The following is a 25180-nucleotide window of genomic DNA, read 5'->3' as shown; positions in this document are numbered from 1 at the left end:
AATAACCGGTGGCCTCGCTCACCAGCCGGTTTGCCGCACCCGGTCCCGGTCCGCGTCTGCATGGCCGGTCCCGCGCCTGTGTGTTCCGACCGCCCTGTCGTCTCGACCGCCCGTCACGCCCCGCCGCCTGACCGTTCTCCACCCCGGCCGCCTTCGCGGTCTGCCGCCGTCCTCACGGTCGCTTCTACGGCCTGCCCGCCGTTTCTCCGCTCATCGCCCTGCTGACGCGTCGTCCCTGCCTGACCTCCGCCGTTCCGCCCCAGTTCCGCGCCCCGGCCCGCGGCATCTGACCCCCCTCACCCCACCCGAAACCCGCCTCTGACCTGCGGCGACGCGAAATTGTCAGACCCCCTCGCTAGCGTGCTCGGCATGGACCTGAACGCGTTGTGGGCCCTGTTCGGCCGGTCCGCCTCGCAGACCGCCGATCAGGAGGCTCGCCTGGAGTGGCTGACGTCGGCCGGGGCGTCGGTGCCGGCCGCGCGGATCGCGTGGCCGGACCGGGAGGGCGTGGAGCACGTGGCGGGCGAGGCGTTACCGGGTGTGTGGGACTCGGCCGAGCCGCAGTCGCTGCGGGTTCGTGAGCTGGTGCGCTCGCCGGAGCGGGTCGGTGAGCGGTGGGACTTCGCGGACCCGCGGGAGATGGCGCGCCGGGTTCCGCGGTCGGGTGCGGTGTTCGGGGAGGTGGCGTGATGGACGTCCCGTTCGACGTGGTGGTGTGGCGGGCGCCGGGGCCGGGGTCGTTCGCGGAGGCGGCGGCGCGGTACGCGGAGCTGCGGGCGTCGCCGTTGGGTGCGTTCGACCGGCAGGTGGCGGCGTTCGTGCGGGAGCTGCGGCAGACCTCGCCGGATCCGTCGTCGCCGACGGTGTGGGACGAGGCGCTGACGGTGGGCACCGACGCGGTGATCGTGCACGTGGTGTGGCCGCAGTGGCGCCGGGTGGTGGAGCTGGTGTCGTTGCTGGCGGCCAAGCACGGGCTGGTGTGTTACGAGCCGTCGCGCCAGGTGGCGATGTCCTGACGCAGCCGGGTCTTGAGTTCTGCGGGCGCGAAGGAGGCGTCGACGGCGGCGAGGGCGAAGTCGGCCATGCGGTCGTCGGTGTAGCCGAAGGTGGCGCGCACGAGTGAGTACTCCTCGGTGAGGGTGGTGCCGGTCGAGGAGGGGATGTCGGTGTTGAGCGTGACGGTCAGCCCGGCGTCGACGAGCAGCGGAAGCGGATGAGAGGAGAGCGATTCGACCAGTCCCAGCGCGACGTTGGACGACGGGCACACTTCGAGCGGAACGGCACGATCACGCAGCATTGCGACGACCGACGGGTCGTCGAGTGCGCGGATGCCGTGCCCGATCCGGTCGGCCAGCCCGACGGTGACCGCTTCGGCGACACTCGGCGCTCCGCACGACTCCCCTGCGTGGTGCACGAGCCCGATCCCGGCGTCTCGCGCGGCGCGGAACACGGCGGCGAACGGGGTGAGGGCGTGGTCCTCCGCACCGGCCATCCCGATCGCGACGACCTGTGGGTGCTGTCGCGCGAGCCGCAGTGAGTCCTCGAACCGTTGCACCGACCGCCGCCTGGGGTGGTCCACGATCACACGGCATTCGATGCCGTGGGCGGTCTGTCCTGCGGCGAGCCCGGCGAGTACCGCCTCGAGCGGCATGTCCGGATCACCGAGCCGTTCCCCGTGCGCTGCCGCGGTGAACGTGACCTCGGCGTAGCGGGTCCCCTGCGCTGCTTCCTCGGCGCAGAACTCGTAGGCGATCCGGGCGAAGTCGCCGGGCTCCCGCAGGCAGTCCCGTACCGCGCCGTTGTGCGCGGCGAACGGCCCGAACCCGTCGAAGGTCCCGGTGTGCGCGGGAACGTCGACGCCGTAGCGGTCCGCGAGCTCGGCTGCGGTGCCGGGTCGCACGGTGCTTTCGAGGTGCACGTGCAGGTGCGCTTTGGGCAACGTCGCAAGATCACGCATGGACGCGACCGTACGACGGTGTGCCGTCGCGGCGCCTGCGGATTTTCGTGCGTGGCACGGGCGGATGCGGGCGCCACCACAGACGGGCACACGCGGTCACGCCGCACCGCGTGCGGGCACTGTCGCGCGTCGGCGGTCCTAGTTGCCATGCGCGTCTTCCGGGCGTGGGGCGAAGGCCGCCCGCCTGGCCTTCGCCCCGCGCCCGGTTCAGACCGTGCGCCCGTAGAAGGCCAGGCGGGCGGTTCAGGCCGCGCGCGCGTAGAAGGCTGGGTGGCAGGGGCCGCCCGCGCGTAGAAGGCCAGGTGGGTGGTTCAGGCCGGGCGGTACCAGCGGTGGTGCACCACCGGTTCCACGGCCAGTACGCCGAGCCCGGACGTGAGCGCGACCGTCCACACGAGCCAGTCACCCGATCCGGCCACGGCCCAGGTCACGGCGGACAGCACGACCAGCGGGCGGGCGAGCGTCATCGGTCCGAGTCCGACGAGGATCACGAACGTGCTCTCGCGCATCGGCAGCACCCAGTAGGCGATGAGCGAGAGGGCCACGACCGCCGCGTAGGGGGTCAGGACCTGCAGCATGCGGGTGCCGGCGGCGACCAGTTCGCCGGTGTGGGTGGTGAGGTCGGCTGCCAGGGCGGCCAGTGCGACGAGGGCGACGGCCGTGAGCCAGAGCGTGCCGACGGCGAGTCCGCGGCGGGCGGCCTGGCGGTGCAGGGCGCGTTTGTCGATGCGGGCGTCGCGGCCGGTGCAGGCGCGGAATCCGGCGAACGCGGCGTCGACCAGGCCGACGACGGCAAGCGCGGCCGCGATGGTGCCCACGGTCGCGAATGTGCTCGCGTCTGCGGCCACGCCGGCGGCCGCGGCTGTGTTTGTCACGGTCACCGGACGAGGCCTTTCGCGCGGCGGCCGAGTGCGGTGCGGAACTCGGCGGTCAGCGCGGGGGCGAGGCCGACGACGGGGCGCATGGAGGCGCAGAACGGGTTGGTGTGGCGGGGTGGTTCGAACAGGAACGTGTCCATGCCGTCGATCCGCGCGGCCGCGCGCAGCACGTCGTCGGGGTGGGCGCGGCGGGCGCTGGCCACGCCGTCGTGGCGGCCCAGCGGTTCGCGCATGCGGGCGCGGTGGAACAGCCAGGCGCCGAACGGGGCGAGGGTGGTGGCGGCGATGTCGTAGTGCACGAACGCCTGGGCGTGGTGCTGGGCGGCGAAGAAGTCCGGCAGCCGGTCGACCGGGATGTGGTGCAGCACGCCGCACGACAGGTAGACGGTGGCCTGTTCGGCCAGGGCGAAGGCGTCTTGGCAGACAAACGTGCACGGGAGGTTCTCGAGTGCGGCCAGGCGGGTGGCTTCGGCGACCAGTGCGGGGTTGAAGTCGGCGCCCACGAGGTCGACGTCGTGGCCGAGCACCTGGGAGGCGGCGAGGCTGCGCACGACGTAGCCGAGTCCGCAGCCGATGTCGACCACGCGCGGGCGGTGGCCGTGGGCGCGCAGCACGTCGAGCAGTGGCACGAGCAGTTCGGCGAAGCGTTGTGCCATGTGCAGTTCTTCGGTGAGGCGCTGCAGTTCGGTGTGGACGCGGACGAGGAGCCGGTCGACCGCGTGCGGGTCGAGGTGCTCGCCGCGGACCGGGATGCGGGCGACGATCCTGGCGGCGCGGTGGTCGCCGGCGGCGGTCAGCTGATCGATGACGTGGTCGCGGCGGACGGGCAGGCGGGCGCCGGTGACGGGATCGCGGGCGATGATCAGATCCGAGATCTCCAGCACGGGCACGGTCCGGACAGTAGCGGTGGCGGGCCGCGGCGGTGCCGAGCGGGTCCTCGGCGGAACCCGGCAGCGGGCACCAGGCGTTTGCGTGGCACCACGCGGATGCGGCAGCGGGTGCCAGGCAAGTACGCGGCGCCAGGCGCGTGCGGCAGCGGGTGCCAGGCGCATGCGGCGACCGGACGGGATGCGGGCGCGTGATGCGGATCAGCGCGATCCGGTGGAGCGTGTCGCGGGAGTAACGGCGCTGGCTGCCGCTGGGCGGAAGCAGGGAGTGGGTGGGAGCCGTTCCGCCGGCAGCGGGACCTGGGCGGGTTATTCCGCGCGACGGCGGGCGCTGGTCGCGGCTAATTTGCTCGGCATGTCTGATGTTGTGGGGACCCGCCATGGTGTGACGGTCCTGATGTGTGCCCCGGACGGCCCGCCGATCGCGGACGAGCAGGCCGCTGTCGACCTGATCGGCACCCTGTGGGGGCAGGACGTGGCGTGGATCGCGGTGCCGACGGCGCGGTTGACGGAGGACTTCTTCCGGTTGCGCACGCGGGTGGCGGGTGCGGTGGTGCAGAAGATCCAGCAGTACGGCTTCGGCATGGTCGTGGTCGGGGACATCAGCGAGCACGTGGCGGGCAGCACGGCGTTGCGGGACTTCGTGCACGAGTCGAACCAGGGGCGTCAGCTGTGGTTCGTGGCGGACGAGGCGGAACTGGACGAGCGGTTCTCCGCGCTGGCGGGCCGCACCTGAGGGTTGTTGCGACTCCGTTGCGGCGCTCGCCGGGCTGGAGCAGCGGATAGCGCGGCTGCGGGCAAGCAGCGGGCGTTGGGCTTCCCGTCGGGAACGATGGCCCAGCAGGTGGCGCTCGGAGTGCACACCGAGCGGAGCGGGGGCACGCATTCGCCGAGACGGGTCGCTCGCGCGGATCGCGGAGCTGTTCGGCGCGGCGCGAGAGTCGCTCCACAAAGGACGCGGAGGCGTGCGCAGGCGGTTCCACGCGGTGACGGGACTTCGTGGCCGAGCGGCATTCCCGCGCCGCCGGGCCACGTCCACCTGCCGCCCCGCGCCGACCGCCCCGCCCCGCGCCGACCGGTCCACGCCGACGCGTGCAGCCCGACCCGCGCAGGCTGACGTGCGGCGGGCGAGATCGGCCGTGGCGCGGGGTTGCGGGGTGAGGTTGTCGCGGTACCCCCGCCCAAATCCAGGCCGGTGTGCCGCCGAGGCTGGGGCGGTGCGTCGCGGGAGGCGGCGGAGTTGATCAGAGGGCTAGGATCGCGGGTGTGAGCTTGCCGGAGCCCGTCCAGAACGCGCTGGTGCGGGTGTCGGCGTCGGTGCTGGTGGACACCGAGGCGTTGGCGGCGGTGCGGGCGCGGTTCGACGACGAGCAGGCGGCGTCGCTGGCGACGTATCTGCGCAACGCCCAGTCCCCGAACACGGTGCGGGCGTACCGGTCGGACTGGATCGCGTGGGCCGGGTGGTGTGCGGCGGAGGGCAGGCAGGCGTTGCCGGCGGATCCGCTGGACGTGGCGGTGTACCTGGCGGCCGCGGCGGACACGGTGCGCGAGGACGGGTCGCCGGCGTTCGGGGCCTCGACGCTGGAGCGCAAGTCGGCGGCGATCTCGGCGGTGCACGCGGCGAACGGGTTGCCGAGTCCGACGCGCAGTGATGTGGTGCGGCTGACGTTGCGTGGTGTCCGGCGCTCGCGCAAGGCGCAGCCGCGGCGCAAGCGGCCGGTGCTGCTCGACACGCTGGAGGCGTTGCTGGCCGAGCGGCCGCAGGAGGGTCCGGCGCGGGCCCGGGACGCGGTGCTGTTGCTGGTGGGGTTCGCGGGGGCGTTGCGGCGCAGCGAGCTGGCGGCGATCGAGTTCGAGGACGTGACGGTCGATGTCGACCCACGTACGCACGAGCCGTTGCTGCTGATCGCGCTGGGGACGACGAAGACCGACCAGACGGGACGGCACCAGCAGACGGTGGTGCTGCCGCGCGGGAGCCGGCGGCCGACGTGCCCGGTGTGCGCGTTCGCGGACTGGGCCGACGTGCTGGAGGGCCGGGTGCCCGCGGACACGGGGTTGCACCGCTGTCACGGCTACCGGGGCACGCAGCGCACGGGGCCGGTGTTCCCGGTGATCAACCGGCACGGCGGTGTGGGCGCGCGGGCGATGTCGGGGCGTGCGGTGGCGGAGCTGGTGAAGCGGTACGCGGTGCGGGCGGGGCTGGATCCGGACCTGTTCGGCGGGCATTCGCTGCGGGCCGGGTTCGCGACGCAGGCGGCGCTGGGCGGGGCGAGCGACCGGGAGATCATGCGGCAGGGCCGGTGGACGAACCCGCGCACGGTGCACCGCTACATCCGGACCGCGAACCCGCTGGAGGACAACGCGGTCACCCGCCTGGGACTGTGAACCTGTGACCCAGGTCTCAGATCATCGCGTTAACTGTAAACACCATCCCCGCCGGTAGGGCTGCGCTGAACGGAATAGCGCGCTGCGCCGTCGGAATGAGCGGCGCCGTCTGTTTCCGCCGCGTTTCCATGGTGGTTGAGCTGCCGTTTTGTTCCACCATTCGGACAAATCCCGGCGTCGTGACCAGCGGATCAGCCCAAATTGTGAACTGGTCTCGCATTCTGGGAGTGAATGGACCCATGCACTCTGCGCAATACGATCGCCACGCCCGGTCATCGAACGGAGGCCGGGCTGTTCCACGGTGTTCGGTCCGGCACCCCTGTAACGCCGGATCGAGCTCCCCCTGTGTGCGAACAAGGAGCGTTCATGAAGCGCAAGACCTTGGGCATCACCACTGCCCTGGTGACGGCGGCGGCGTTTGCCTCCGCCGGAACCCTGGGAGCCAACGCGGCACCGCAGCCGGTGAACCCGTTGCTCGCCAAGTCCGAAGCACTGCAGGTGGCGGCCGAGCAGGCGGGGACGATCTCCTCGGCGCTCGGTCTGTCCGGCGGTGAGCGGCTGGTCCCCCGTGACGTCGTGCGCGACGCCGACGGCACGGCCCACATCCGCTACGACCGCACCCTCAACGGCCTGAAGGTCGTCGGCGGTGACCTCGTCGTCGAGCAGAAGGCCGGGAAGGTCACCGGTGTCACGAAGGCGTCGGAGGCCACCCTCGCGGGCCTCGACACCGCCGCGCCGGCCGCGAAGTCCGACGCCACGCTCGTGGTGTTCGCCCTCGACCGCGCCCCGGTGCTGGCGTGGGAGAGCGTCACCCACTCGGTGAAGGCCGACCAGACCCCCAGCGTGCTGCACACGTTCACCGACGCCCGCACCGGGCAGACGCTGCTGTCCTACGACGACGTCCACGTCGCCGAGGGCACCGGCCAGTCCACCTTCAGCGGCACGGTCACGCTGAACACCACCCAGTCCGGGACGGTGTTCCAGCTCAAGGACCCCGCCCGCGGCAACCAGGCGGTGAACAACCTCAACAACGGCACCGGCACCGGCACGCTGTTCACCGACGCCGACAACAGGTGGGGCAACGGCACCTACACCGACAAGGCCACCGCCGGTGTCGACGCCGCCTACGGCGCCGCGCAGACGTGGGACTACTACAAGAACGTCCACGGCCGCAACGGCATCAAGAACAACGGCGTGGGCGCGCTGAGCAAGGTCCACTACGGCAGCAACTACAGCAACGCCTTCTGGACCGACTCCTGCTTCTGCATGACCTACGGCGACGGCGCGCAGAACCGCAACCCGCTGACCTCCCTGGACGTGGCCGCGCACGAGATGTCGCACGGCGTCACCTCCGCGACCGCGGGCCTGGTCTACTCCGGTGAGTCCGGCGGCCTCAACGAGGCCACCAGCGACATCTTCGGCTCCACCACCGAGTTCTACGCCGCCAACTCCTCCGACGTCGGCGACTACCTGATCGGCGAGGAGATCAACATCCGCGGCGACGGCACGCCGTTGCGCTACATGGACAAGCCCTCCAAGGACGGCCGCAGCCTCGACTACTGGACCTCCTCCGCGGGCAACGTCGACGTGCACTACTCCTCCGGTATCGCCAACCACTTCTTCTACCTGCTCGCCGAGGGCAGCGGCCAGAAGACGATCAACGGCGTCACCTACAACTCCCCCACCGTCGACAACCAGCCCGTCACCGGCATCGGCCGCGCCAAGGCCGAGAAGATCTGGTACCGGGCGCTGACCACCAAGTTCACCTCCAGCACCAGGTACGCCGCCGCCCGCACCGGCACCCTCGCCGCCGCGGCCGACCTCTACGGCGCCTCGTCGCCGGAGTACGCGGCGGTCAACCGGGCCTGGGCCGCGGTGAACGTCAAGTAGTGAGAACCCGCCAGTGAGAACCGGGGCCCGGACCGCACCCCTGCACGGTCCGGGCCCCGGCGCATTCCAAGACCCGGCCGGGAAGGTGTCCCCGGCAGGTGCAGGCAGCCGCCGGCGAACCGCGCCACGATGAAGCGGTGATCGACACGACCGACCTCGGCGGCTTCCTGCGCAGCCGCCGCGAACGCCTCACCCCCGACGCGGCCGGCATCCGGCCCGGCCTGACCCACCGCCGCGTCCCCGGCCTGCGCCGCGAAGAGCTCGCCGAGCTCGCCGGCGTCAGCGTCGGCTACTACACCCGCCTCGAACAGGGCGTCAGCACCAGCGCCTCCCCCGCCGTCCTCGACGCGCTCGCCACCGCGCTGCGCCTGGACCCGGCCGAGCACGACCACCTGCGGCTGCTGGCCGCACCACCCCGGCCCGCCACACCGCGCGCCCGCAGGACCAGACCACGCCCGGAGGTCCGCGACCTGCTCGCCGCACTGACCACGACACCGGCGATCCTGCTCGACCACCGCGCCGACGTGCTCGCCTGGAACCCGCTGGGCCACGCACTGCTCGCCGGCCACCTCGACCCCGGCGCCCCCGACCAGCGGGTGCGGCCCAACCTCGCCCGCATGCTGTTCCTCGACCCGCACCACCGCGCCCTGTACCGCGACTGGCACGCCAAGGCCCAGGTCACCGTCGCCGCCCTGCACCACGCGGCCGCACGCCACCGCGACGACCCGCTGCTGCAGCAGCTCCTGGGCCGGCTCGCCGCCGACAGCCCCGAGTTCGCCCGCCTGTGGGCCCGCCGCCCGGTGCGGACGTGCTCGCACTACGTCCGCGAGCTCGACCACCCGGTCGTCGGGTACGTGCGGCTGTCCAACGAGACGGTCAGCCTGCCCGGCGACGACCAGCAGCTCGGCCTGTTCCACGCCCGTCCCGGCACCCCGGCCGCCGACGCCCTCACCCTGCTGGCCCAGGGAGCCGTCCGATGAGGGCCCTCGTCGTCGGCACCGGCACGCTCGGCGCCCCGCTCGCCGCCGCCCTGCGCTCCCGCGGTCACGACGTCGTCACCGCCGCACGCACCTCGGGCGATGTGCACGTCGACCTGACCGACCACGCGACGATCGAGGCCCTGTACCGCGAGGTCGGCGCCGTCGACGCGGTGGTGTGCGTGGCCGCGCACGGCGCGCTGGACGAGTTCGCGACGCTGACCGCACAGCAGCTGGCCGAGAACATGCGGGCCAAGTTCCTCGGCCAGGCCGACCTCGTGCTCACCGGCCAGCACCACTGCGCCGACGCCGCCTCGTTCACCCTGACCTCGGGCATCTTCGCCGACCAGCCGTCCCCCGGTGTCACCGGCGGCGGCGTCATCAGCGGCGCCCTGCACAGCTTCGTGCTGTCCGCGGCCATCGAACTGCCCCGCTCGATGCGGATCAACGCCGTCAGCCCCGGCATGATCGGCGACACCCACGCCGACCGGTTCCCCGCACTGCGGCCGATCCCGGTCGACGAGGTCCTCACCCACTACCTCGACTGCGTCGAGCACGGCACCGGCCGCATCGTCCGGGTCTACTAGGGCTGCAGATCCGTGGCCGCCAGGAACGACCCGTCCATGTGGAACGGCACCGACTGGTGCTCGTGCGTCACCCGCCACCGCCCGTCCCGCCGCCGCAGCCCCACCGTCACGCGCATCCACAGCGAGAACCCCTCCGGATAGCCGACCGGCACCGCCGCCATCCGCGCCAGCCCGTGCACGAACGCCACGTCACCGCACACCGCGACCTCCAGGTCACGGTGCTCCACCGTGATCGGCCCGGTGAACCCGGCCATCCACCCCGCCAGCGCCTCCGGATCACGCGCGGCCAGACCCGTGTGCCGCAACGGCGGCGCGAGCGTGCACGTCACAGCGTCATCCGCGTAACGGGCCACGACCCGCTCGGGAGAGCGGTCCCGCATGCCCTCCTCCAGGTCGGTGAACAACGCCAGGATCTCCTCATGCGCCAACGTGGCGGTCATCGCGAAAACCTCCAGAACCAGAAAGTGACTGACACACCCATGTCGAGACACCGCCCGCGGTCTCGACATGACGGTGAGAGGATTTTTCGCAGCCCGTCCGAGCGGAGGCCGCAAGTGAAGTACCTGATCCTGATCTACAGCAACCCGAAGTCGCGTGCGGCGTGGGAGAAGCTCACCGAAGAGCAGCAGATGCGGTTCGGCCAGGCCCACTACGACCTCAGCGACAAGCTGCGCGCCTCCGGTGAGCTCGTCGTCAGCGAAGGCCTGCCCGGACCGGAGACCGGCAAGGGCGTGAGCATCCGCGACGGCGAGGTCGTCGTCACCGACGGCCCGTTCGCCGAGGCCAAGGAGTACCTGGCCGGCTTCTACCTCGTCGAGGCCGACACCATCGACCAGGTCATCGCCCACGCCGCCACCCTGCCCGACGCCCACAACGACGGCATCGAGATCCGCCCGGTGTGGGACAGGTCAATGCTGGACGACCTGTGACCACCCGCCGAGTCGAGGACCTGCTGCGTGAGCTCGCGCCGCAGGTCCTCGGCGTGCTCGTCCGCCGCCACGGCCAGTTCGACGTCTGCGAGGACGCCGTGCAGGAAGCACTGCTGCACGCCGCCCAGCAGTGGCCCGCCGACGGCGTCCCCGACAACCCCAAGGGCTGGCTCATCACCGCCGCCGGCCGCAGGTGGATCGAGCAGTACCGCTCCGACACCGCACGCCGCCACCGCGAGGACAAGGCCGCCGCCCTCACACCCCCACCGGCCGACCCCGTGCCCGCCCGCGACGACACCCTCACCATCCTCGCGCTGTGCTGCCACGACAGCCTCACCACGGCCTCGCAGATCGCCCTCACCCTGCGCGCCGTCGGCGGCCTGACCACCGCGGAGATCGCCAGGGCGTTCCTCGTCCCCGAAACCACCGTCGCCCAGCGCATCAGCCGCGCCAAACAGAAGATCAAACAGTCCGGCGCCCGGTTCCGCCCACCCCGCGACCTCACCGCCGTCCTGCACGTGCTCTACCTGATCTTCACCGAGGGCTCCACCGCCAGCTCCGGCGACGACCTCGTCCGCGTCGACCTCACCGCCGAAGCCCTCCGCCTCACCCGCCAGCTGCACCACACCCGCCCCGACGACGGCGAACTCACCGGCCTGCTGGCATTGATGCTGCTCACCGACGCACGCCGGCCCGCCCGCACCAACGACCACGGCACCCTCGTCCCACTGGCCGAACAAGACCGCCGACTCTGGGACACCACCGCGATCGAGGAAGGCACCCGCCTCATCCAGCACGCCCTGCGAACCACCCGGGTCGGCCCCTACCAGCTGCAAGCCGCCATCGCCGCCGTCCACGCCGACGCCCCCACCGCCGCCGACACCGACTGGCCCGAAATCCTCGGCCTCTACGAACTGCTCACCGCGATCGCACCCGGCCCCATGGTCGCCCTCAACCGCATCGTCGCCCTCGCCATGGTCCACGGACCCGACCAGGCCCTCACCGAACTGTCCACACTCAAGCTCGACCACCACCGCGTCCACGCCGTCAAAGCACACCTGCTCGACCTGCGCGGAGACCACGACCACGCCCGCGACGAATACGACAAAGCCGCCACACTCACGCTGAACGCCCAGGAACAGCGCTACCTCAAGCTCCGGTCGCGCCACCCACGGTAGCGTCCGACGACGGCTCCTCCTGCGGCGGCGCCTTCGGCACCACACCCGCCAGATCCCCACCGTTGTCGTTCACCCGCAACACGAACGGCCGCGTCTGCGTGTACTGCACCACCGACACCGAACACGGATCCACCACAATCCGCTGGAACCCGTCCAGGTGCACACCCAGCGCATCCGCCAGAACCGACTTGATCACATCACCGTGCGAGCACAACACCCACACCGCACCCGGACCGTGCTCCTCGGCGATCCGCGCATCATGCGCCCGCACCGCGGCCACCGCACGCGCCTGCACGTGCGCCAACCCCTCGCCCTCGGGGAACACCGCCGCCGACGGGTGCTGCTGCACCACCGTCCACAACGGCTCGGTCAACAGGTCCTTGAGCGCCTTACCGGTCCACGCCCCGTAATCCACCTCGGACACATCCGGCTCCGCGACCGCTTCGAGCTCCCTGTCCGCCAGCAACGGCGCCAGCGTCTCCTCGCACCGCTGCAACGGCGAGGACACCACCGCCGCCACCGGGACGTCCTTCAACCGCGCGACGAGAGCCGCGGCCTGGGCCCGCCCCCGCTCGTCCAAACCCACACCCAACATCCGCCCGGCGAGCACACCGGAACCGTTGGCGGTCGAACGAGCATGTCGAAGCAGGATCACCGTGGCCACGGCACCCACCTTAGATCGGCTGGATCAACCCCATCGACAGCAGCCCCATCAGCACCAGCCCCAGCATCAACCGGTACCACACGAACGCCGAGTACGAATGCTTCGACACGTACTTCAACAACCACGCGATCGTGGCATACCCGACGACGAACGAGATCACCGTCGCCACCACCATCTGCGCCACCGACGCCTGCACACCCTCACCCGAACGCTCCAGCACGTCCGGAATGGAGAACAACCCCGCCCCGAACACCGCCGGAATCGCCAACAGGAACGAGTACCGCGCCGCCGACTCCCGCGTCAGCCCCAAGAACAGACCCGCCGTCAACGTGCCACCCGAACGCGACACACCCGGAATCAACGCCAGCGCCTGCGCCAGCCCCATCCCGATCGCATCCTTCATCCGCAGCTCATCCCGCTGCTGCTTCGCCAGGTGATCCGCCAAACCCAGCAGCAGACCGAACACCACCAGCATCGTCGCCGTGATCCACAGATTCCGCGCCGACGTCCGGATCTCGTCCTTCAACAGGTACCCGAGCACCGAGATCGGCACCGAACCGATGATCACATACCACGCGAGCCGGTAGTCCTTCTCCTTGCGCGCCTCAGCGTTGAACAAACCGCGGAACCACGCCGAGATGAACCGCCCGATGTCCTTGGCGAAGTAGATCAGCACCGCCACCTCGGTACCCAGCTGGATCACCGCGGTGAACGAAGCACCCGCGTCGTTGCCGAAGAACAACGTCGACGTGATGCGCAGATGCGCACTGCTGGAAATCGGCAGGAATTCCGTCAGTCCTTGGACCAGTCCGAGGACCAGAGCCTGCAACCAGCTCAACTACCCACTCCTGCCAGATCCAAAGCCTCGGCCGCGGTCCGAAGACCCGCGATCCCCTGCTCCAGATCTTGCAGCATCGGCGAAACGGACAGCGTGGTGACCCCCGCAGCGGCAAGCGCCCGCATCCGGTCTGCTATGCGCTCCTTCGGCCCCAGCAACGACGTCGCGTCCAGGAACTCCAGCGGAATCGCCGCCATCGCCCCCGCGTAGTCCCGCGCCAGGTACTTCTCCTGGATCTCCTCCGCCTGAGCCGGGAACCCCATCCGCACCATCAGGTTGTTGTAGAAGTTCTGCTTACGGCTCCCCATGCCACCCACGTACAACGCCGTGTACGCACGCACCGGATCCGCACACGCCTTCCAGTCCTCACCCACGATCAACGGCACCGTCGGCACGACGTCGAACCCGTCCATCGACTTCCCGGCCCGCTCCCGGCCCGCCCTCACGCTCGCAAGCGACTCCGCGGAGAACTCCGGCGAGAAGAAGATCGCCAACCACCCATCCGCGATCTCACCCGTCAGCTCCAGGTTCTTCGGACCCACCGCCGCCAGGTACACCGGAATCCGCTCCCGCACCGGGTGCACCGTCAGCTGCAACGCCTTGCCCGGACCATCCGGCAACGGCAACGTGTAATGCTCACCCTCGTACCGCAGCTTCTCCCGCGACAACGCCCGCCGCACGATCTCCACGTACTCACGCGTCCGCGCCAACGGCTTGTCGAACCGCACACCGTGCCACCCCTCCGACACCTGCGGACCCGACACCCCCAACCCCATCCGGAACCGGCCACCCGACAACGTGTCCAGCGTCGCCGCCGTCATCGCCGCCATCGCAGGCGTCCGCGCCGGAATCTGGAAGATCGCGCTACCGACGTCGATCCGTTCCGTCTGCGCAGCCACCCACGCCAGCACCGTCGGCGCATCGGAGCCATAGGCCTCCGCGGCCCACACCACCGAAAAGCCGAGCCGATCAGCCTCCTTGGCCAGCTCAAGGTTCGCAGCGTCGTTGCCGGCGCCCCAGTATCCGAGGTTCAGTCCGAGCTTCACGGCCGAGACCCTACCGGCCAGTAACACCGATTGCCAGGCCCAGCCGATGATCACCCCTTAGCATCGCGCACGTGGAACAGCGATACCTCGGCCGCAGCGGCCTCCGCGTCTCCCGCCTCGCACTGGGCACGATGACATGGGGCCGCGACACCGACGCGGACGAGGCCGCCACCCAACTCATGGCCTTCACCGACGCCGGCGGCACCCTCGTCGACACCGCCGACGTCTACGTCGAAGGCGAATCCGAACGCATCCTCGGCGGCCTCCTCGGCGAAATCGCCCCCCGCGACGAACTCGTCATCGCCACCAAAGCCGTCGCCCGCCGCACCGAAGGCCCCTTCGGCGGCGGCGCCTCCCGCGGCGCCCTCCTCACCGCACTCGACGGCTCCCTCCGCCGCCTCGCCGTCGACCACATCGACCTCTGGCAACTCCACGCCTGGGACACCAACGTCCCACTCGAAGAAACCCTCTCCGCCACGGACACCGCCATCACCGCCGGCAAAGTCCGCTACGCCGGCATCTCCAACTACAGCGGCTGGCAACTCGCCACCGCCGCCATGACCCCCACCACCCACCCCCTCATCTCCACCCAGCACGAATACTCCCTGCTCGAACGCGGCATCGAACGCGAAGTCGCCCCCGCCGCCGCCCACCACGGCCTGGGCCTGCTCCCCTGGGCACCACTCGGCCGCGGCGTCCTCACCGGCAAGTACCGCAACGGCACCCCACCCGACTCCCGCGGCGCTTCCGCCCACTTCGCCGGCTACGTCGAACAACACCGCACCGACCGCGCCGCCCGCATCGTCCAGGCCGTCAGCACCGCGGCCGAAGGCCTCGGCACCTCACCGCTGTGCGTCGCTCTCGCCTGGGTCCGCGACCGCCCCGGAGTCGTCGCACCCGTCGTCGGCGCCCGTGACACCAACCAGCTCATCGCCTCACTCGACGCCGAACAGCTCACCCTCCCGCCCGCGATCAGGGCCGCACTCGACGACGTCAGCGCCATCGAGCTTTCCTACCCCGAACGCCCAATGCCCTGACCAGCGCTTGTCTGGCTTCTGGGCTTCTTTTGGATCGTTAGATGTTGCTGGGTCGGTTTGTGGTGGATGGTTTAATTTTAGTCAACACTGAAGCTATCGAGATAACAGAGCGGTGAGTCCGACCGAGGTTTCACCCCACCCCTTGCGTGACCTTCACGAGCCGTCCAGGCATGCTGGAAGACCACGCAGATCCACGGAGGAACGACCTTGCACCGGCTCGCAGCTCTGATCCTGGCCACCGCGGCGCTGACAGCGTGCGGACAGAGCGACAGGTCGCAGGACCCGCTGCAGGTCGCCGAAACGCTCGAAGCCGCCAAACCGGCCCACTCCCCCGCCCAGAACACCGACCTCAAGGGCGAGATCACGCCGGGCGGCTCGTTCACCGAGGGCGACACCACCCTCAAGTTCAAGGTCAACGGCCGCGACGTCGAGCTCGACCGGCTGCGCAGCGCGGTGTTCGAGATGACCACCGACGACAAGGGCGCCCCCATGCGCGGCGCCGGCCTGCGAGCAGGCGACGGCGCCACCAACGCCGCCACCGACCGCTTCGGCCGCCTGCTCGTCGTCGACACCCGCGGCGGCGAGTTCATCGCGTTCTCGATCGACCCGCTGATCATGCGCCAGCGCTTCCCCCTGCCCGGCGCGCCCTACGGCATCGCCTACGACGCCAAGCGCGACCTCGCGTGGATCACGCTCACCGAACGCAACGAGGTCGTCGGCCTCGACGTCGCCGCCGGCGAACCGGCCGAGAAGTACCGGTTCGCCACGGTCCGCCAACCCAACACGGTCAGCGTCGACCAGGAGACCGGACGCGTCACCATCACGTCCGGCGACAACGGAGGGACACAGGTGATCGCGCCATGAACGAAGGGGTGATCGACGGGGACTGGGAGTACCGGCCGCTGCGCCTGCCGCCCGGCATCTCCCGCCGCACCGCGACCACGCAGCTGGCCATCCACGCCGAGTTCGCGGGCTGGGAACTGTCCCGCACGCTGCTCTACGGCGACGGCTCCCGCAAGGTCTGGCTCCGCCGCAAACGCGTCCCCGGCGTCCTGCCCGGCCTCATCACCTGACCGCGCCGTGGCCGCCACCGCGGTGGCGCGGGCCACGACACGGCCGAGGTTCACGCGGCCTGGGCGGCAGCCCGCAGCGGCTCACCAGGACCTGGTGGTGCTGCCTGACCCAGCTGTCGACAGCCAGCCGGCCATGCCGGCCTCAGCTCACACCACCACCCCGGAGCCGAACGCGAACGGACCGGCCTCGCACTCGGCGATGAAATCCGCCGGAAAGCCCCGTTCGAACGGGGCCGCCGCCTCCAGGCGCGCGACCGCCTCCGGCGGCAGCACCACGCCGAGCCCGGCCACGGCGTCCGTCACCTGCTCCACCGTCCGTGCCCCCACCAGCGGCAACGCCCCCTGCTGCCGCACCCACGCCAGCGCCACCTGTGCCGCCGTGACCCCCATCTCGGCCGCCACCCGGTGCACTTCCTCCCGCACCGCCCGCTCCCCCGAGGACAGGCTCGCCGGATCCACCCGCCGCTGACCCGCGAGCTTCCCGCCGCCCAGCGGCGCCCACGCCGCCACGCTCAACCCCAGCGCCACCGCCATCGGCAGCAGCTCGCGTTCCACGTCCCGCCGCACCAGGCTGTACGGCACCTGCAGCCCCGCGAACGGCGTCCACCCCCGCCACTCCGCCAGCGTGTTGGCCCGCGCCACAAACCACGACGGCGCGTCCGACACCCCGACGTGCAACACCTTCCCCGCCCGCACCGCGTCGTCCAGCGCCCGCATCGTCTCCTCCGCCGGCGTGTGCCGGTCCCACAGGTGCACCCACAGCACGTCCACGTGGTCCGTCCGCAACCGGCGCAGGCTCCGTTCCAGCGACCCCACGAGGTTCTTGCGGTGGCTTCCGCCCGCGTTCGGATCCGCCTGGTCGCGCGACAACGAGTACTTCGTCGCCAGCACGAACCGGTCGCGGCGCTCCAGCACCGCCCCCAGCACCTCCTCGCTCTCCCCGTACGCCGACGCCGTGTCCAGGAAGTTCCCACCCTCGTCCGCGTACTGCCCGACCACACGCCGCGCCTCCTCCTCCGTGCGCAGCGTCATGCACCCCAGCAGCAGCTCGGAGACACGCAACCCGGTACGGCCGAACAGTCGATATCGCATGACCGACAGCATCACCCGCCTCCCCTGCACCGAGGGAGACCCGCCCAGAGCCCCTCTACAGTCACCCGCGATGCCCGACAACGCCCTCGGCCGCTTCCTGCGCGCCCGCCGCGAAGCCACCACCCCGCCCACCACCGGTCCCCGCCGCCGCACCCCCGGCCTGCGCCGCGGCGAGCTCGCCGACCGCGCCGGCATCAGCGTCGAGTACCTCACCCGGCTCGAACGCGGCACCGACCGCTCCCCCTCCGGCCAGGTCCTCATCGCCCTCGCCAACGCCCTGGACCTCACCGCGGGCGAACGCGTCCACCTCCACCGCCTCGTCAAGGCAGGCAGCACCTGCGCGCCGCCGCGACCGGCTCCCCTGCGCCCCACGGTCCACAGGGTTCTCGACGCCCTCTCCCCCACCCCGGCGTGCGTGCTCAGCCCGGCCGGCGACGTCCTCGCCCACACCGACGCCTTCCGCGACGTCGCCGGCACCGACGAACCCAACCTGATCCGGTTCGCCTTCAGCCAGGACGCGAAAGCCCACTACCCCGACTGGGACGCCATCGCCACCGACCGCGCCGCCGCCCTGCGCACGGCCGCCGACCTCGGTGACCACGCCGCGACCGCGCTGGCGTTCGAGCTCTCCCTCACCGCGGGAGCCGCCTTCACCGACCGCTACGACACGGTCGCCTCCCTGCCACCCACCACCGGCACCGAACGCTGGGGTGCTCATCTCTTCGTCTTTGAGACGCTGTACCTGCCTGGTGACGACGAGAACCGGTTGATTGTTTATTTTAGTCAACACTGAAGCTATCGAGATAGCTGGCTTGTCCCTAAGCCCATCGAACAGTTCGACGGCGGCCGATCCAAGCGCAGAGCGAACCCCGACTCCCCGGCGATCATCAGCCGACTCGCGCTAGCGCGACCAGCCCGAGAAGCCGAGTTATCAGTCAACACTGAAGCAATAAAATGCGCCGAACTTGTTGTAGATGTGATCAGATTCCTGGTCATGGAGCTCGTGCCGCAACAAGTCGGGGTCGCGCACAGCGCACTGCCGCACGACGAACAGTCCACCCGTGCCCTGCTCGCGGAAGCCGCGGCGCAGGGCCTGCACACCGTGGTCGTCACGGCACCGGAGAACGACGAACGCGCCCTCGCCGTGCTGCGCGAGCTGCGCGCCGAGTGGCACACCGAGAACGGCCAGGTCACCGCCCAGCTCGACACCGACGCACAGGGTCAGCTGGCGCACCTCTGGGGACTGTCGACAGCGGACAGAGCGGCGTGGCTGGCCGCGTTCCCCCGCGCCGACGACCCGAACTGGTGGATGCACCGGCTGCTGGTGCTCAACCACCACCCGGAGTGGGCGCCGCTGAAGGAGTGGCTCGTCGGCGAGCACGTGCGGCTCTTCGGTCGGCCACCGGGACGGCGCCGAGCACCGGCGTCCTGACCTCCGGCAAGCTGTGTCGAGATCGCGCCGGCAGCTTCGACGTGTCTGTGGAACGACCACGGACACTCGGAGGACACCATGTCGAACGCGCAGCCCGGCCGCCCGCCCGTCGTCGACCTCGCCGCCTGGCAGGCCGCACGGGACGAGCTCCTGGTCCGCGAGAAGGCCCACACCCGTGAGGGGGACGCCATCGCCGCCGCACGCCGCCGGCTGCCGATGGTGGAGTTCGACCCGCAGGTCGAGGTCGTCGGGCCGGACGGGCCGGTGCCGTTCCTCGACCTGTTCGACGGCCGCGACGAGCTGGTCGTCTACAAGCACATGTGGTGGGACGGTGTTCCGCACCAGGGCCAGTGCGAGGGCTGCACCCATGTGCCCTGGCACCTCCGGGACGCCGCGTACCTGCACGCGCGCGGTGTCTCGTTCGCGATCGTGACCTCGGGCGCGTGGGACGAGGTGGCGCCGTTCGTCGAGTTCATGGGCTACACCCAGCCCTGGTACTCGGTGCGCGGCGTCGACGGGCCCGCCGGGGGCGACATGGGCTACCTCACGAGCTACCTGCGCGACGGCGACCGCGCGTTCCTCACCTACTCCACGACCGGTCGTGGCTGCGAGATGGTCAACGGGTCGCTGCAGCTGCTCGACATCACGCCCTACGGTCGTGGCGAGCGCTGGCAGGACACGCCGGAAGGGTGGCCGGAGGGCCGTGACGCCGGCTGGTTCTGGCGGGTGGACGCCGACGGCAACGCGACCTGGGGTGAGACCGGCCGGCCCGCTCCACAGTGGACGCGTCCGGGCGCGGGTCCGGTCGAGACGCTCGGCCGCGGGGGCCGCTGCCACTGAAAGCCGGCGGGGGCACGGTGACGTGCCCCCGCCGGTCGTCAGGCCTTGGCCACCTCGCGGATCAGGTTCGCGATCTCCGCGGGACGTTCGAGCGGCAGCATGTGCCCGGCGTCGGGCAGCACCACCGAGGTTCCGCCGAACTTGGCGGCGTCCGACTCGGACACCAGCCGGTCCTCGTCGCCCACCACCGCGACGACGGCTTTCTCCTGCGCCACGGTCAGTCCCGCCTCGCGGTCGTAGCGGTCCACGGCCGGGCGGAACAACGCCACCGTCTCCGGCCACTCCCCCCACACCATGTCCGCGGTCAGCTCGACGTCGTCGTCGGACGGCTCGTCACCGAAGAGCCACCACCGCAGGCCCGCGGTCTTCGTGGGCTCGATCTTCTCCCTGACCGCCCGCACGATGGGCCCGAACGCCCGTTCCAGCTCGCGCACCAGTTTGCCGAGCGACTTGGGCCACGCGAGCGAGGTCTCCGACAGCCCGCTCGCCGCCGTCGACACGAACACGATGCCCAGCACCCGCTGCCGGAACAGCCGCGGCCTGCGTTCGGCCATCGCCAGCGCCGCCATGCCGCCCATCGAGTGCCCGGCGATCACCACGTCACCGCTGGGCACCGCGCGTTCGATCAGCTCACCCAGGTCGTCGCCGAGCTGCTCGATCGTCGCGGACTCCTTGTCGGCCTTCGAGGACCCGCCGTGGCCGCGGTGGTCGTAGGCGATCACCTGGAAGTCGCCGCTGAGCTGGTCGACGACCTTGTGCCAGCTGCGGTGGTCGAGCGCGTACCCGTGCGCCAGCACGATCGTGGTCCGCGCGTCGGGATCGCCCGCCCGCAGCACGTTGAGCTCGGTCCCGTCCTCCAGCCGCACCATGCCGTTCCTTTCGCCGTGTCACCTGCATGACCCAACGAGGCGACACGCCGAAAGGACACGGTCCAATTGCGACCCGGCACGACGTCCGGGGGCGAGGTCTGTTGTGGATTTCCCTTCACTGGAACGGGTGACACAGCGCGTGGGCCCACATTTCAAGTGGTATTCCGGATAGACGAAGCGAACGAGGAGGTTGTGATGATGCGAACATTGGCCCGTCCGGTTGTGGCACCGGAAGACATGGCCGAACTGATGATGGCGGTGGCAGAGCCCGAGGCCGAGCTCGCCGACCCGCCGCTGCACGTGCCCACGGCCGGCGGCGCGCTCCTGGCCGGTCTGCTGTTGATCGTTTCCCCCGGTAACCCGACGGAGCCGGAGAAGCGGTGACCGCAGGTGGCGCGATCGACCGCACGTCTCGTGCGGACGCGGTCGCCGCACTGGCCGGACACCTCGTCGGCGCACTCGGGGAAGGTGTGCCGGCGGGGCTTGCCGACTTCCTCGACTGCTGCGCCGACGGCGTGGCCGGCCTGTGGGCGGTCCGCCTGGTGGGCGCCGACGCCTTGGCGCCGCACCTGCTGGCGGACCGCCCCCTGGCGGGCCGGGACGCCGCTGTCGTCGCCGACGCCTTCGAGGCGTTCCCGCCCGTCCACCAGCCGGAGACGCACCAGCAGCGCGTGCTGGCGCACCGGGACCAGGCCACCTCCGAGCTGCTGGTGCGGCTCACCCACGGGCGGTCCGCGCCGCCCGGAACCGTCGAGGCGTGGGGCAACCGGGAGACCTCGGCCCACCTCGGCACGCCACCGGCCGACGCCGTGCTCGGCCCGGCCGAGCAGTGGGCGCACTGGTCGGTGGTCGTCGCCCAGCTCTCGCCGCTGGCACTGCCGGGCTTGGACGGCCCGGTGTTCGAGGCGGTGGCGGGTGCGCCGCTCGCCCTGGCCAGGGGCACCACCCGGGCTGTGCTGCGCCGGGACTACGCCACCGCCGCACGCCTGGTCCGCTGGGTGGCCCTGCTCGCCGACCGGGTTCCGCTGGACGCGGCCCTGCTGTTGGAGCACCTCAGGCTGCACGCGGGCGCCGACGCCCGGCTGCTGCTGGACCTGGCCATCGCTGAACGCGTCCTCGCGGCCAAGCCGATGTTCTCGCCCCCGGCGCTCCCTTCCCCGGCTCCCCCGCCGCCCTCGGCACCGACCGCGGTGGTCCACGACGTGGCGAGCCGGGCGATGGCCTGGCTGCACGAGCACCACGAGCTGGGGGCCTTCACCGACACGGCGACCGCCGACCTCGACGACCCCAACAGCGTCTACAAGCCCCTGTGCGAGGTGGCCCTGGCGTCGGCGTTCGTGCTGCGCGAGGGCGTGGCCGGTGCCACGCAGCTGCGGCACGCGCGAGAGCTGCTCGACTTCTCCTGGGAACAGATGCGCCGCGGCGACCTGCTCTACGAGCGCCAGCTCCGGCATGCCCTGCTCACCGACCCGGTGGAGACCTACGCGTCGTTCGCCCGCTCCGGGTACCGGCACGCCGCCCTGGAACGGGTCGCCGCGCACAGCGCGGCCGCTGACGCGGTGAACGAGGTGGTGCCCAACCGGCGGCTCGCCGTGGCCAACGCGCACCGCGTCGTGGGCATCCCGCGCGACGACGACTGGGACGCGCTGACCGCCGCGACCTGGCTCGGTCGCGAGCCCGAGCCGTGGGTGATCGACTGGTACACCGGCTACTGCGCCACGCACACCGTCTTCCACCTCACCGACTGGGGCGCGCGTCTGGAGGGTCTGCCGGCCGGCACGGCGCGCTACCTCGACGCGTGGCTGCCGGTGTGGATCGACGTGTGGACCGAGGCCCGGCAGTGGGACCTGGTGGGCGAACTGCTCCTCGTGGGTGCGTGCCTGCCCGAGCCGCGCATCGAGGCCGCCGAGTGGGAGCCGTTCGCCGCGGCCCAGCACGAGGACGGCCTGGTGCCCCGTGATGGCGACCCCGTGTCCGACGACCCGCGCACCCGGTTCCTCGACCACCAGCACACCGCCGTGGTCGCGACCGCGGCGGGCACGCTCGCGCTGTCCCGGCTGCTCGCCGGGTGAACGCGGACCGGATCACCGCCCTGCTGTCCGCCGCGCCCGGTGTCGCCGTCGCCGCGCGGGTGGGCGACGAGGAGACCGTGCTGGTCGCGGGCGTCACCGCACTGGACGACCCACACCCGGTCACCGCTGCCACCCGGTTCGAGATCGGCTCGCTGACCAAGACGTTCACCGCGCTGCTGCTGGCCGAGCTGGTGGCGCGCGGGGAGGTGCGGCACGACGACCCGGTGGACCGCTTCCTGGGCACCGACCTGGGTCCCGGCGTCACGCTGGCGCGCCTGGCCACGCACACCTCCGGCCTGCCCCGGCTGCCACCGGGCGTGCTGCGCGCGGCCCTGCCGGCCTGGCGCACGAACCCCTACCAGGCGTTCGGGCCCGCGCACCTGGCGGCGGCGCTGCGCCGCACCCGCGTCCGCCCCGACCACCGCACGCGGTACTCGAACTTCGGCGTCGCCGTGCTCGGCCTGGCACTGGCCCGCGCGACCGGCCGGCCGTTCGAGGACCTGCTCGCCGACCGCGTCCTGGGTCCCCTCGGCCTGACCGACACCGGCTTCGACACCGCGCCGCAGGCCACCGGTCACCTGCGCGGCCGCCCGCGCCCGCCGTGGGAGATGCCCGGGATGCCCGCCGCCGGCGCGCTCCGCTCCTCCGCCCGCGACCTGCTCACCCTGCTCACCGCCCTCCTCGACGGCCGCCCGGCCGCCCTCGCGCCCGCGCTCGCCGACGTCGTCGCGCCCCGCGTCGCCGTCTCCGCCACCGACCACCTGTGCCTGGTGTGGAACCTGCGCCGCCTCCCCGACCACGACCTGCTGTTCCACTCCGGGGGCACGCGCGGCTGCACCGCGTTCGCCGGGTTCAGCCCGCAGCGCCGCACCGCGCTCGTGGTCCTCGCCAACGCGGGCCCGACCATGCGAGCCACGCTCGTCCAGGACTCGTACAACGCCCTGCGCGCCCTCGACGACCCGGCCGCCGCACAACGTCCCGGGACGGGAGGGAGGGGCAGCGGTGCCACGCGGGAGACGTCCGCTTGAGCCGTCGGACGGGAGCCAGGCACTCGACCGCTTCCGCCGCAGGCGGGCGTGACCGGCACCGCCGAGCCGGGATGGGCGGTGGCGATCGGGTTGACCGCCACCGCGCAGGTCGGTCCACGGCCGGTGCGGCGTCACCTCGACAGAAGATTCACCGCAGGCACTCGACCTGACGACGTCCCGTCAGCTGTTGCGCAGGAACCGGTCCAGCACGCGCACACCGAACTTCAGCGCCTCCACCGGCACGCGCTCGTCCACGCCGTGGAAGAGCCCGGAGAAGTCGAGGTCGGCCGGCAGCTTCAACGGCGCGAAGCCGAAGTTGCGGATGCCGAGTTGCTGGAACGACTTCGCGTCGGTGCCGCCGGAGAGCATGTACGGCAGCACGCGCGCTCCGGGGTCCTCGGCGGTGATGGACGCGGTCATGGCGTCGACCAGCGCGCCGTCGAAGGTCGTCTCCACCGGCGGCAGGCCGATCCACTCGCGTTCCACGTCCGGGCCGAGCAGCTCGGCCAGCTCGCGGTCGAACGCCTCCTCGCGGCCGGGCAGGATGCGGCAGTCGACGGTGGCCTCGGCGGTGGACGGGATGACGTTGGCCTTGTAGCCCGCCGTCAGCATGGTCGGGTTGGCCGTGTCGCGCAGCGTCGCGCCGATCATCCGGGACAGGGCGCCGAGCTTGCCGATCGAGCCCTCGACGTCGTCGTCGGGGAAGTCGAGGCCGGTGATCTCGGTGACGCCGTCGAGGAACTCCCGCACCGACGGCCTGATGATCAGCGGCCACTGGTGCTGGTCGAGCTTCGTGACGGCGGCGGCGAGCTTCGCCACGGCGTTGTCGCGGTGGATCATGCTGCCGTGGCCCGCGGTGCCCTTGACCCGCAGCTTCAGCCAGCGGATGCCCTTCTCGGCGGTCTCCACGAGGTAGGCGCGCACGTCGTCCTTGAGCGTGATCGAGAACCCGCCGACCTCGCTGATCGCCTCGGTGACGCCCTCGAACAGCTCCGGCCGGTGGTCGACCAGCCACTTCGCCCCGTACAGGCCACCGGCCTCCTCGTCGGCGAGGAACGCGAACACGATGTCGCGCGGCGGTACGACGTTCTCCCGCTTGAAGTGCCTGGCCAGCGCGAGCGTCATGCCGACCATGTCCTTCATGTCGACGGCGCCGCGGCCCCACACGTACCCGTCCTGCACCGCACCGGAGAACGGGTGCACCGACCACTCCGACGCGTCGGCGGGCACGACGTCGAGGTGCCCGTGCACGAGCAGCGCCCCACGGCTCGGGTCCGCTCCGGCGAGCCGCGCGACCACGTTGCCGCGGCCCTTCGCGCCCGACTCGACGTACGTGGTCTCGTAGCCGACCTCTCCGAGCTTCTCGGCCACCCACTCGGCGGCCTTGCGCTCCCCCACCACCGTCGCGGGATCACCGGTGTTCGTGGTGTCGATCCTGATCAGCTCGCTGACGAGCGTGACGGCCTCGTCCTCAGCGCGTGCCAGCGCGTTCCCCAATGTGCTCACCCCGTCTTCCTATCA

The 25180-nt window shown here is 71.4% G+C and carries 29 protein-coding genes; 18 read left to right on the top strand and 11 right to left on the bottom strand.

From position 1 onward, the window contains the following. Positions 1-369: 369 nt before the first annotated feature. Both ADL03_RS00260 and ADL03_RS00255 read left to right on the top strand, forming a co-directional pair. Positions 370-690, top strand: a complete 321-nt coding sequence (locus ADL03_RS00260; RefSeq protein WP_157527703.1) for a hypothetical protein — start codon at positions 370-372, stop codon at positions 688-690. Further along, positions 690-1016 carry a hypothetical protein gene (locus tag ADL03_RS00255; protein ID WP_053731282.1) on the top strand — a complete coding sequence of 109 codons (327 nt, stop codon included), beginning with the start codon at positions 690-692 and terminating at the stop codon, positions 1014-1016. The genes ADL03_RS00260 and ADL03_RS00255 overlap by 1 nt, the downstream gene beginning before the upstream one ends. On the opposite strand, the gene add is transcribed toward ADL03_RS00255, so the two are convergent. From add to ADL03_RS00240, 3 genes are all read right to left on the bottom strand, one after another. After that, positions 983-1957: an adenosine deaminase gene (add, locus tag ADL03_RS00250; protein ID WP_053731281.1), complete on the bottom strand. Its 975-nt coding sequence runs from the start codon at positions 1955-1957 to the stop codon at positions 983-985. The two genes, ADL03_RS00255 and add, sit on opposite strands and share 34 nt — an antisense overlap. Positions 1958-2268: 311 nt before the next feature. Then, a complete protein-coding gene (locus ADL03_RS00245; protein WP_053731597.1) occupies positions 2269-2775 on the bottom strand; it encodes a hypothetical protein in 507 nt (168 codons plus the stop codon). Between the two features lie 59 nt (positions 2776-2834). Further along, the gene (locus tag ADL03_RS00240) at positions 2835-3725 is read right to left on the bottom strand and encodes a class I SAM-dependent methyltransferase (protein WP_053731280.1); all 891 of its coding nucleotides are present in this window, start codon (positions 3723-3725) and stop codon (positions 2835-2837) included. A 352-nt stretch (positions 3726-4077) separates the two neighbouring features. Between ADL03_RS00240 and ADL03_RS00235 the strand changes: the two genes are divergently transcribed. Together ADL03_RS00235 and ADL03_RS00230 are read left to right on the top strand one after the other, a co-directional pair. Beyond that, positions 4078-4458 carry a DUF4180 domain-containing protein gene (locus tag ADL03_RS00235; protein ID WP_053731279.1) on the top strand — a complete coding sequence of 127 codons (381 nt, stop codon included), beginning with the start codon at positions 4078-4080 and terminating at the stop codon, positions 4456-4458. Positions 4459-4988: 530 nt separating this feature from the next. Then, the gene (locus ADL03_RS00230) at positions 4989-6107 is read left to right on the top strand and encodes a site-specific integrase (protein ID WP_231641309.1); all 1119 of its coding nucleotides are present in this window, start codon (positions 4989-4991) and stop codon (positions 6105-6107) included. Positions 6108-6123: 16 nt separating this feature from the next. On the opposite strand, the gene ADL03_RS46460 is transcribed toward ADL03_RS00230, so the two are convergent. Beyond that, complete coding sequence (locus ADL03_RS46460; RefSeq protein WP_157527700.1) at positions 6124-6327, bottom strand: hypothetical protein; 204 nt, start codon at positions 6325-6327, stop codon at positions 6124-6126. Between the two features lie 146 nt (positions 6328-6473). Here ADL03_RS46460 and ADL03_RS00225 point away from each other — a divergent pair, with 146 nt between their 5' ends. The 3 genes from ADL03_RS00225 to ADL03_RS00215 all read left to right on the top strand — a co-directional run bounded on the left by ADL03_RS00225 (position 6474) and on the right by ADL03_RS00215 (position 9561). Continuing rightward, on the top strand, positions 6474-7997 hold the full coding sequence (locus ADL03_RS00225; protein WP_053731278.1) for a M4 family metallopeptidase: 1524 nt from the start codon (positions 6474-6476) through the stop codon (positions 7995-7997). Between the two features lie 137 nt (positions 7998-8134). Further along, positions 8135-8977 (top strand): helix-turn-helix domain-containing protein, encoded by an 843-nt coding sequence (locus tag ADL03_RS00220; RefSeq protein ID WP_231641306.1) that lies wholly within the window; start codon positions 8135-8137, stop codon positions 8975-8977. Continuing rightward, on the top strand, positions 8974-9561 hold the full coding sequence (locus tag ADL03_RS00215; RefSeq protein WP_053731277.1) for a short chain dehydrogenase: 588 nt from the start codon (positions 8974-8976) through the stop codon (positions 9559-9561). The genes ADL03_RS00220 and ADL03_RS00215 overlap by 4 nt, the downstream gene beginning before the upstream one ends. Here ADL03_RS00215 and ADL03_RS00210 read toward each other — a convergent pair. Further along, complete coding sequence (locus ADL03_RS00210; RefSeq protein WP_053731276.1) at positions 9558-10001, bottom strand: nuclear transport factor 2 family protein; 444 nt, start codon at positions 9999-10001, stop codon at positions 9558-9560. The genes ADL03_RS00215 and ADL03_RS00210 overlap by 4 nt on opposite strands. 114 nt (positions 10002-10115) lie before the next feature. On the opposite strand from ADL03_RS00210, the gene ADL03_RS00205 reads away from it, so the two are divergent. Further along, on the top strand, positions 10116-10490 hold the full coding sequence (locus ADL03_RS00205; RefSeq protein WP_053731275.1) for a YciI family protein: 375 nt from the start codon (positions 10116-10118) through the stop codon (positions 10488-10490). Next, positions 10487-11668: an RNA polymerase sigma factor gene (locus ADL03_RS00200; RefSeq protein ID WP_053731274.1), complete on the top strand. Its 1182-nt coding sequence runs from the start codon at positions 10487-10489 to the stop codon at positions 11666-11668. Before ADL03_RS00205 ends, ADL03_RS00200 begins: the two co-directional genes overlap by 4 nt. On the opposite strand, the gene ADL03_RS00195 is transcribed toward ADL03_RS00200, so the two are convergent. Genes ADL03_RS00195 through ADL03_RS00185 form a run of 3 tightly spaced genes read right to left on the bottom strand, consistent with a single transcriptional unit; the run spans position 11640 to position 14216 of the window. Then, positions 11640-12332 carry a histidine phosphatase family protein gene (locus ADL03_RS00195; RefSeq protein WP_197287950.1) on the bottom strand — a complete coding sequence of 231 codons (693 nt, stop codon included), beginning with the start codon at positions 12330-12332 and terminating at the stop codon, positions 11640-11642. The two genes, ADL03_RS00200 and ADL03_RS00195, sit on opposite strands and share 29 nt — an antisense overlap. 10 nt (positions 12333-12342) lie before the next feature. Beyond that, complete coding sequence (locus ADL03_RS00190) at positions 12343-13170, bottom strand: undecaprenyl-diphosphate phosphatase (RefSeq protein WP_053731273.1); 828 nt, start codon at positions 13168-13170, stop codon at positions 12343-12345. Beyond that, positions 13167-14216 (bottom strand): LLM class F420-dependent oxidoreductase, encoded by a 1050-nt coding sequence (locus ADL03_RS00185; protein WP_053731593.1) that lies wholly within the window; start codon positions 14214-14216, stop codon positions 13167-13169. Before ADL03_RS00185 ends, ADL03_RS00190 begins: the two co-directional genes overlap by 4 nt. A gap of 71 nt (positions 14217-14287) precedes the next feature. Here ADL03_RS00185 and ADL03_RS00180 point away from each other — a divergent pair, with 71 nt between their 5' ends. From ADL03_RS00180 to ADL03_RS00170, 3 genes are all read left to right on the top strand, one after another. Beyond that, complete coding sequence (locus ADL03_RS00180; RefSeq protein WP_053731272.1) at positions 14288-15253, top strand: aldo/keto reductase; 966 nt, start codon at positions 14288-14290, stop codon at positions 15251-15253. Positions 15254-15460: 207 nt separating this feature from the next. Continuing rightward, complete coding sequence (locus ADL03_RS00175; protein ID WP_053731271.1) at positions 15461-16117, top strand: YncE family protein; 657 nt, start codon at positions 15461-15463, stop codon at positions 16115-16117. Further along, entirely contained in the window at positions 16114-16326 is a 213-nt protein-coding gene (locus ADL03_RS00170) for a DUF5703 family protein (protein ID WP_053731270.1), read from the top strand. Before ADL03_RS00175 ends, ADL03_RS00170 begins: the two co-directional genes overlap by 4 nt. 147 nt (positions 16327-16473) lie before the next feature. On the opposite strand, the gene ADL03_RS00165 is transcribed toward ADL03_RS00170, so the two are convergent. Further along, positions 16474-17418 (bottom strand): aldo/keto reductase, encoded by a 945-nt coding sequence (locus tag ADL03_RS00165; protein ID WP_053731592.1) that lies wholly within the window; start codon positions 17416-17418, stop codon positions 16474-16476. Positions 17419-17488: 70 nt separating this feature from the next. Here ADL03_RS00165 and ADL03_RS00160 point away from each other — a divergent pair, with 70 nt between their 5' ends. The 3 genes from ADL03_RS00160 to ADL03_RS00150 all read left to right on the top strand — a co-directional run bounded on the left by ADL03_RS00160 (position 17489) and on the right by ADL03_RS00150 (position 19690). Then, complete coding sequence (locus ADL03_RS00160; protein WP_053731269.1) at positions 17489-18211, top strand: helix-turn-helix domain-containing protein; 723 nt, start codon at positions 17489-17491, stop codon at positions 18209-18211. A 201-nt stretch (positions 18212-18412) separates the two neighbouring features. After that, entirely contained in the window at positions 18413-18850 is a 438-nt protein-coding gene (locus tag ADL03_RS00155; protein ID WP_157527694.1) for a hypothetical protein, read from the top strand. A 78-nt stretch (positions 18851-18928) separates the two neighbouring features. Next, a complete protein-coding gene (locus tag ADL03_RS00150) occupies positions 18929-19690 on the top strand; it encodes a DUF899 family protein (RefSeq protein WP_053731267.1) in 762 nt (253 codons plus the stop codon). Between the two features lie 38 nt (positions 19691-19728). Here the strand turns inward: ADL03_RS00150 and ADL03_RS00145 are convergent, their stop codons facing one another. Then, complete coding sequence (locus ADL03_RS00145; protein ID WP_053731266.1) at positions 19729-20559, bottom strand: alpha/beta fold hydrolase; 831 nt, start codon at positions 20557-20559, stop codon at positions 19729-19731. Positions 20560-20754: 195 nt separating this feature from the next. Here ADL03_RS00145 and ADL03_RS46455 point away from each other — a divergent pair, with 195 nt between their 5' ends. From ADL03_RS46455 to ADL03_RS00135, 3 genes are read left to right on the top strand one after another with little or no spacing between them, the layout of a single operon-like run. Beyond that, a complete protein-coding gene (locus ADL03_RS46455; RefSeq protein ID WP_157527691.1) occupies positions 20755-20943 on the top strand; it encodes a hypothetical protein in 189 nt (62 codons plus the stop codon). Then, positions 20940-22631, top strand: a complete 1692-nt coding sequence (locus ADL03_RS47985; RefSeq protein ID WP_197287948.1) for a hypothetical protein — start codon at positions 20940-20942, stop codon at positions 22629-22631. The genes ADL03_RS46455 and ADL03_RS47985 overlap by 4 nt, the downstream gene beginning before the upstream one ends. Beyond that, a complete protein-coding gene (locus ADL03_RS00135; protein WP_063798417.1) occupies positions 22628-23659 on the top strand; it encodes a serine hydrolase in 1032 nt (343 codons plus the stop codon). The genes ADL03_RS47985 and ADL03_RS00135 overlap by 4 nt, the downstream gene beginning before the upstream one ends. Positions 23660-23839: 180 nt before the next feature. Here the strand turns inward: ADL03_RS00135 and ADL03_RS00130 are convergent, their stop codons facing one another. After that, complete coding sequence (locus ADL03_RS00130; protein WP_053731265.1) at positions 23840-25165, bottom strand: M20/M25/M40 family metallo-hydrolase; 1326 nt, start codon at positions 25163-25165, stop codon at positions 23840-23842. Between the last annotated feature and the right edge of the window lie 15 nt (positions 25166-25180).

This window comes from Nocardia sp. NRRL S-836, from assembly GCF_001279525.1.
Classification (GTDB): Bacteria; Actinomycetota; Actinomycetes; order Mycobacteriales; family Pseudonocardiaceae; genus Lentzea.
Note: the sequence above shows the minus strand (reverse complement) of the source record. Positions and strands in the feature narration are given on the sequence as shown.